This is a genomic window from Dyadobacter sp. LHD-138, from assembly GCF_030929615.1.
Taxonomy (GTDB): Bacteria; Bacteroidota; Bacteroidia; order Cytophagales; family Spirosomataceae; genus Dyadobacter.
The window spans coordinates 179,194-187,525 of the sequence record NZ_JAVFVU010000020.1; the positions used below are offsets into that span (position 1 = coordinate 179,194).

The 8,332-nt window shown below is 45.6% G+C and carries 4 protein-coding genes; all 4 read right to left on the reverse strand.

What is annotated here, in order from left to right; translation table 11 throughout:
- Positions 1–35: 35 nt before the first annotated feature.
- On the reverse strand, positions 36–410 hold the full coding sequence (locus RB622_RS16480) for a hypothetical protein (RefSeq protein ID WP_308047673.1): 375 nt from the start codon (positions 408–410) through the stop codon (positions 36–38).
- A gap of 206 nt (positions 411–616) precedes the next feature.
- On the reverse strand, positions 617–988 hold the full coding sequence (locus RB622_RS16485) for a hypothetical protein (protein ID WP_308047674.1): 372 nt from the start codon (positions 986–988) through the stop codon (positions 617–619).
- A gap of 12 nt (positions 989–1,000) precedes the next feature.
- Complete coding sequence (locus RB622_RS16490) at positions 1,001–4,339, reverse strand: DUF6443 domain-containing protein (RefSeq protein ID WP_308047675.1); 3,339 nt, start codon at positions 4,337–4,339, stop codon at positions 1,001–1,003.
- Between the two features lie 31 nt (positions 4,340–4,370).
- A complete protein-coding gene (locus tag RB622_RS16495; RefSeq protein ID WP_308047676.1) occupies positions 4,371–8,081 on the reverse strand; it encodes a T9SS type A sorting domain-containing protein in 3,711 nt (1,236 codons plus the stop codon).
- Positions 8,082–8,332 lie beyond the last annotated feature (251 nt).

Below are 8,332 nucleotides of genomic sequence, written 5' to 3' on the forward strand. Positions count from 1 at the left end.
AATAAGATACCCGCAACGCCAGCCAGAAAGCTGTTTTAAGAACCAGGAATAGTATCAATAACAGATAAAGAATTTTCTTTGCTCACTACCCCTAGAAGCGCATCCATCTCCATATCCGAGAAAATAATTATTCTATCATCTTCTGGTCCAATTATTGAAACTCGGAGATTCGACTTTAAAGATGCTGTCAAGTTGTTTACGATCCATGCCAGTTGAGACTTTACTTTTATTTTATTCGTATTTTTAAAGCGAGGAACATAGATGTTCAAAAGATGTTCTTTGGTCGCGATAAAATACTTAGCATCCCGTTCAACCAAAGCCGGTAAGTCAACAAAAGTGTATTTCTGTGACGTAGATAGCAAGTTTTTTAGTGTTACTCTTTCATCAAGAGTTAATATTCCGTTATCCATATCAAAATTATCGCACAATTTGAACCTTTGTTCCATTAACAACACCGAGCATTGTCGGTCAACATCGTTTGTCGTTAGGATAGCTGTAAGCGCTATATCGCCTCGCTTGTTCACTTAGCGGGTCATTCTATAACCAACCCAATGAACAATTCTGAGCAATCTATATTTCACCAGATTGCTCAGAAATTTAATAGAGAATGACTTTATCAAGTTGTACTTTTAACTAATTGGGAATCATCTTTACTCACCACACCAAGTAATGAAGTAAAATAAATATCAGAAAAGATCATAATTCTATTTTCTGCCGGACCAATAAATGACGCTCTAATTAGTTCATCGGATGACTCCATCAAGTTATTCACGAGCCATTCTAACTGCTTTTTTAAATTGTCCCTTTTTGTATTTTTCAAGCGAAACGCATAAATTTTTAATATATGCTCCCGAGATTCGATAAAGTGACCAATTTCTCCTGAGAGGAGCATTTCAAGATTCTGAAAAATATAGTTGGTATTATTAACTAATAAATCATTGATTTTCAACTTTTCATCTTTAGTGAGAACTCCAATTTCTGATTTCATAATCTACATAATTTACTTTACAACCTGAACTTTCGCCCCATTTACTATTCCCGGCACCAAATATTCCAATTCGTCGTCGAACCAACCTCCGGTCTGGGGAATTACTCCGTCCTTGGTAATAGAAAATCTCTTTTCGAGAATTACGCCCCCAGGTCCACTTCCCGTTGCATTTTTCAAAGCTTCAAATTTGGTCAGACTCCAAGAAGTAAAAATACTATATGTTGCTCCTCCTGCATGGCGCTCTGGATTTGCATGTCCGCCATTTATCCCCCAGGGTACTGCTCTGCCCTTAATGGCATTCTTATAATCAGGGTGGCCGCGATGGACACCTCTATACAATGTCACGCCTTCTTCTTTTTTCTTTTCTGTTTTTGTATCACTTTCAACCATTAACATTACACCAATTGCACTTCCCAATCGAGTGATAACGCTAAGTCCATTTAATACTGCATCCCAGCCAAGTGCAGTAACTCCTTCCGATAGAGTTGCGGTTGAACCTAATGCAGTAACTGTAGCCTGAGTTTTAGATAATTCTTTTTCACTCTTTGAGGCATCTTTCTTGTGTCCTCTTTTTTTATCCCTTTCGTTCTGTTCCTGTACAAGTTGTTCCCAATATTGTGCTGCATCGCCTTCTGTATACCTCGTACCACCTTCTATACTCACTACTTTCATTCCATCCGGATCAATAAAGATGAGCGGATTGTCGTTAGCATAGCTGTAAGGACTATATCGTCTTGCTTGTTCACTTAACGGATCATTCACACCCCAACGCCCAATCTCCGGCATGTACATCCTGGCCCCGTAATCCAAAAGACCGGTACCAACCTGTAACTCCTTGCCATTGTAAAGATAACCATTGAAACCGTTTCTGGCATTCTCCGCTAAACTGCCATCACGCGAGATACTACCCCCAAAAGGATAAAAGTCGCTGAGTTGGAGCGTATTTCCCTTTTCATCAAAAACAGCTCTGACATTGCCCAAATGGTCTTTTAATAAATAATCAAAACGAAGTGTGTCCCCACTCGGTACCACCTGTCCTTCGGAGGTTGCAATCCTTCTAAGGACATTGTTTTGGTTGTATTCAAACCTTCTGGCGTACTTTGTGGTAATGGTATCGCCTGCGTATTTGTGTTTGTTTCCGATAGCATCGTAGTCGTAGGTATATGTTTTTCCGCCTGCAGAAATGGTTTTGGGCAGGTTCAGATAGTTGTAGGTAAGAGTGGCCCCGCGGTTGTCGTCGGTAAGCATGTTGCCATTGGCATCATAGGTATAGCCGCTTGCCCCGCTTCTGACACCGGAGCCATTACCACTGCCGTCGTTAACCGAACCCAAACGGTTACCCTCACCGGGATAGGTGTAGATCAGATTATCGACAGATGCCCCGGCACGCGATAGTGTCTTAATGTTGCCGTTGCCATCATAGGTGATTCCACTTTCAGTGTCTGCATAACCGCCAATTCCTACACTTTCGGTCAACCTGCTGGCTTTATCGTACGTGAAAGAAAGCCCTTTGGTGTATGTTTCAACAGCATTTCCGCGAAACATCATCTGGCTTATATTGCCATTGGTGTAATTTGCTGCATTGTCGTAGGCGAGTGCAAAAGCATAGTATGTCAGGTTCGGATCGCCCTGTTTTTTCAGATAAGAGGTCGTTGCGCTGGTCAGCCAACCGCGTATGTTGTTGACGTAACTGGTCCTGCGCCGAAATTTAGTGGCACTGACTGCATTGACCGGACCGCTTGCAGCGGGATTATAGTAAGCATGAAACCATTTGCTTTGCAGCTGCCCCAAAGGGTTGTAACGCATTGCGACAGTATGAGCAGTTTTGGTTTTACTGCCGGGCGGCGATCCGCCAAAGGAAGCCGTCTCTTTTATGTCCAGAATCCTGTCGGCATGATCATGGGTATATTCGACCAGGAGGGAATTGGTGCCTGTTGAAACGATCTGCTCGGTTTTTTGCCGGGATGCCACCGCAGCCAGGTCATATTTGTATTCAGTGGAAACACGTTCGGTAGCGCTAGCTCCCAAATCATGCAGTTCCCGTACGGTCTGAATAACACGATACTCGCCATCGTAATAAACGGCACTGCTAAGCCAGTCACCTGTCAAGGGGCTGCCTCCGGGAAGGATTCTTGCCCTGCCACCGGTCTGTTGTCCTTTCACATTACCGTTATTGGCCGGATAATATACATTGGCATAAGCGAGCCCGGCTGCTTTGGTAAAACCATAGTCGTCATAAAAGGTGATGGTGAGCAGATGGTCTACTGTTGCCGTTGTCGGGACTGTTTTGTTCAGGGAGTATCCAGCGGTAACGGCATTGTCCCGGTCTTCATGATGCTGGGCACCGGTGTTGACATTTGTGGCCCAGGTTGCCCTCGAATCTGTGGACGATATTTCCCCGGTAGCAACAGGCCTGTTCAGGGCATCAAACTTGGTAAAGCCCCAGACACCCCGCGCAAGCTGGTTGGCATCACGGGATAAGGTAGGACGGTCGTACTGGTCATAAACGATTTCGAAAGTCCCTGCGCCGGGAATTTTTTTGACAATCACTCTGCCAAGCTCATCGTAATCATAAGTAAAAGCGTGGTCGGTCAGTGAAGGAGCAGCTGCATTTTGATAGTTGGGTTGCAACACCGCACGGAGCAGTTTGAGATCATCGTAGACATAGTAAGTGATCAGTGTTTCGGTATTGGATGCCTGTATCTTCTTGCAAACCATCTGGCCGAGCTTGTCGGTGTATATATTGGTTTCATTTTGCTGTTCATCTTTGCTTTGCTGCCGTGTAAGTGTTCCGGCAGCATAAGTGCCATTCTGGGTTACAGTGCCCCCAGCGTAGTCATAACGTTTTACCTCTGAGCCGTCATTGACCTTATATTGGATCGAAGAATTTGCGCTTTTATTTCCTGGTGCACGTTGGCCGGAGGGCCTGTTTAACGGAGATTGTTCAAAAAAAGTCTCGTTGTAAGGCCGTCCCAAGTCATCACTTTTCAGTTTTGCGTAGTTATTTGAATACCAGGTAGTCACATTACCAATGGCTCCGTTAAATCCGCCGGTACTGGTTGGTAGGGTGTAGGGCAGGTACTGCAAGGGTTGCCTGCCAAGCGGATCATAGGTCACATTCTGGATCATATCCCCCCAGTTGACAGGGTTTTGTCCGACTGTGACATTGAGTATCGGCCTTGCCAGTCCGTCCAGATATTGTACCTGGTTAACAACCTTGCTTACATCGTTGACATTGGCACCCGCTTGTTTGAAGGTGCGCGTGAGCACGTAATTTTGATCATTGCTTTGCTGCGCCAGAACGGGCAACACAACCAGAAGCAGCAGGATAAATAATATGGTGTATTTCATGAGAATACGGTTCAAAATGCCAGAAAATGATTTATTGTTTCACGACCCGGTGTGTGTTTACACTACCGTCGGTATAAGTAATCTGTACCATGTAAAGGCCTTGTGCCAGTTTTGCGGTATTAATTTCCGCAGCATGTCCTGACTCATGAACAAGTTGACCTGTTGTGTCGTAAATTCTGATGGTGCTGATCTTATCCGGATGATCGGTAGAAAGTTTTAGTTTCTCGCCGATGGTGATAGGGTTGGGATACAAGGTTACTCCACCTGTCTCGTCAAATGACACGCTTTTGATGCGGCTGTATGCAAAGGTTCCGTCTTTATCGACCATTTTTAAGCGGTACAGATTTTCTGCGGGTAGCGGCGATTTATCGGTGAAAGTATAATGTTGTAAGGCTGTGCTTTCACCCTGTGTAGGGGTTGATCCCAGATTAAACCACTGTTTGCCGTCTTTGCTGCGCTGGATTTCAAAACGGTCACTATTGGTTTCAGCCGTTGTTGACCAGTATAACCTTGCTGTCTTTTCAACCCTGGTAGCTTCGAATTCCACAAGGGTAACGGGCAGCGGTATAGCCGGAATGTCATAGAGCAAAACCGTATCGGTTGCTGCAATGCTTCCTGTGGGTGCAAGCGTAGCACATTCTACTACCTGGCCAGCATAGTTGTAACAATAGGCTATACGCGCTGAACCGGAAGGGTTTTTAACCGTTTTGATCCTGCTTTTATCATCGTAGTCATAATTGATGGTTTTCGCATTTGGATCAGTGAGGCCCTGCAAGCCTACGAGCGGGGTGTAGTCGTAATTGGTCGATTGAGGGATTGAACTGCCCTCGGCAACGGTTTGTGTTTTTAGCAGGTCTGTTTTACCGATGTCGCTGACAGTATAATATTCCAGTTTTTTGACAATGCCGTCCCTTTCTTTGTAGGTTAACAAGTTTCCCCTTGCATCGTAGGTAAGAAATTCCATGTCGGTTGCAGCGGTTGCAGCTGCGCCCAGCTTGCTTTCTATTTTTTGAGGAAGGAAGAAAGGTGAGCTGTTATAAGTTGTTTTCTGGTACTGTAACGGGGTTAAAGTCTGGGTTGTGCCGCTTACTGTGCCGAGTTTAGTTGTGGTTTCAACGGGCTCGGATACAATATTGGCCGTTGTCATGGCAGTACTGGTCGCATCGGCCAGGTCAAACGGATACACGTTAGTTGTTTCAATCTGACGGTCATAAACCTGTACCGATTGCCCTGCAATGGTAGCCGGTACTTTTGCCGCTCCCGACTTGCTGTCTGTGGTCACCGTTTTTGCGGGGAAGGGGTAAGTGGTGCCGTAGGTATATTCCGTAACAGTCTGATTGAAATGATTGATATCTCCGTCCTGATCGTAGACAAGGGTTTTGCTTTCTTTAATCCGGTTCCAGAGCCTTTCCATCTGGTAGCTTAATCCAAAAGTAAAACCATCTGTTTCCTTTACTTTATAATTGGAGAAGAGTGATTCGCGGATCGATTCATAGAGATTGACCGTTGACTTAACGGGTTTGTTGGCGGCATTAAAATGGGTTTCTTCCAAAAGACTGCCGTTGAGATCGTGCACGATGTTGGGCATACTGGATTCACTGACACTCTTGCTGGTGCTGATCGCTCCGTTACCGTAAGGACTACAATTGAAACTTCCGGGCGAATACAGAGTAGGCTGGATACTGCATACCGGCGCAGTGCCACCAGAACCCCAGGACATACAGAAGGTGGTGTAATCTGCCTGCTCAACCAGGTTTTGATAATTGTAATAGGAGTAGCCTTCGGCCAGACGGGAAGCCCCGTTGAAAGCAGATACTTTGCTGTAACCGATCAGGTTGCCTTGCAAACTGCCACCCATCGGGTGGCGCGATGTGGAAGAATATAATACGCCCTGGTCTACCCACTCGATAAATACCACACCGGTCATTAATTTCCCGGTTTTTATGGACGTACCCGGCTCCTGGTACTCAACCTGCGTTTGTTTTTGTACACTGGCATCACGGTCCCGGTATTCTATTTTTGAAATACGGGTCCCTGGTCCGGTCACTTCTTCGGTACCTAAAAAATCCCCTACATTTTTTACCGGAAAGTTTGATTGCGAAGAACCGTTAGTATACCCGTTGCCCTGCCAGTTATAAACTGTTTTTCCGCCGGTCGGATTGGTAATGCCGGTCAGCATACAAGCTACCGAATAGGCGGCATTGGCATTTCTGTCGGCACCGCCCGCTATATTTGTGGGCAACTTGTTTCCCGGTCCTACGGCTGCGTCAGAGGGCAGCATCGTCCCTTTTACATCGCCACCTTTGGTATCATTGGTGGTGGCACCGTTATAAAATCCCCACCAATCCTGCTGATATGAATTTTTATCGGGAAGGTTTACAGCATTATATTCCATCTGATACTTGGGGATCGGATTCGTTCCGGTCGTTTCTTGTACAGAAAGTAATTTCAGACGTTTTTTGACAATGTCGGGTGAGGTGGAACCGCTGCTGAAATAATCGTAGAGCATTTCTACTTTTTTTATGATCGCGTTTCCTGGTGTTTGCACTTCGATCCGGTCTAGTTTTAATGCTCCGGCAGGACGGTCACTGCGGCTGCTCCTGAAAAACTTCACTTTCCCGTTTGTAAAAGTGATCTGATCAAGTGTGATTTCCTGGCTTTGCACCTCAGTAACTTTCCAGCGGAAGTTAGGGTCACTTGGCGTGGTGGCGGTATTGATATAATAGGTTTCTGTTCCCGTTGGGAGCTGTCCCACATAACCACCTACCGTATATGATAAGGTAACAACATCGGTTGCCAGTCGGTGCGCTGATTTTATTTTGGTCAGGTACCATGCTCCCACGTGGTCGGTGCCGCCGGAAGTATAGGGTGTAGAACCGTAATCGACCGCATTTTGTGACTTGATCGTTCGCTTGTCACTTGGGTAATAGACTTTTTGTATTTCTCTTTGGTCGAAAGTGTACTCTGCACCATTGGGGAAGGTTAATATAAAATTCCAGGCCGATGGAGTGCCTCCTGTCACCGTGATACTAACCGCGTCATTGCTCAGTGTCCGTGCGGCATACGACCCGGTGTTCAGAGGTTCAATGACAAATTTTCCGCTGTAACCGGCTACATTATAAGAGAAAAGGTCAAGTTCTGAATCGACTATAGGTTCAAAACCGACCCGTGATTTCATATTGGAAAGTATATTGAACAGTTCCGTTCCTGCCGGTGTCGTTGTTGACCCGATATTGTTGGCCGTGAAAATGCCATAGCCTCCCTGGGCAAGGTTGATGCAGAGTGCACCGCTTGCGGAGGTGGCTAATTCCCGCAGCCTTTTCCATGTCGTACCGTTGGAAAGCAGGTCATCCTGGCCCCGGATCTGTCTTCGGATCACACCGCCCGCGTTTAAGGCAAATCCAGTCCCGACCTGGGAGGCTTCTTCTTCCACCCGGATGCCGCCGCCATGGTAGGAAATGGATATCGGTACTTCAATATCGGCGTTTTTTACTGTGTAAATTGGAATTGAGATCGTAGGCGTACCGGTATAATAGCTGATAGGTGTGTCAATATATTTGCCAAGTGATGCTACGTTGGGAGAGGAAGGGATGACGCCCATAAGCCTGCTTTGGGCCGCGATAAGCGTCGAGGGGCCGGCGTTTTTGGTAGTATCCGCCGGATCAGGTTTGGGCTTTTGCGCGTTACTCTGAAATTTTACCGAAAAAACGATCAGTAATGCAATAAATAAAGTGTGTTTCATGGAAATTGTGGTTGGTATAGGATACGACAATAGAGGGCATGCGTCTGCTTTTAACAAACGTTGTGGGTAAAATAAAGAGAAATAGTAAACTTAAGCCGCGCCGGGTTTAAAAGTGCCGAATGAAAAAGTGCCCTTAGAGTATGTTTTGGATATTTATTTTGTCATTCTGTTTAAGAAAATTGATAAATAGGCAATTTCAAGCATTGCCTCAGAAGATTCTATGGTTTTCTCAACATCTCTGAAAAGTCTTC

What these genes read in the sequence shown, in the direction of transcription:
- RB622_RS16490 (WP_308047675.1), bottom strand. Translation starts at nt 4,339, where the DNA reads ATGAAATACACCATATTATTTATCCTGCTGCTTCTGGTTGTGTTGCCC.
- RB622_RS16485 (WP_308047674.1), bottom strand. Translation starts at nt 988, where the DNA reads ATGAAATCAGAAATTGGAGTTCTCACTAAAGATGAAAAGTTGAAAATC.
- RB622_RS16495 (WP_308047676.1), bottom strand. Translation starts at nt 8,081, where the DNA reads ATGAAACACACTTTATTTATTGCATTACTGATCGTTTTTTCGGTAAAA.
- RB622_RS16480 (WP_308047673.1), bottom strand. Translation starts at nt 410, where the DNA reads ATGGATAACGGAATATTAACTCTTGATGAAAGAGTAACACTAAAAAAC.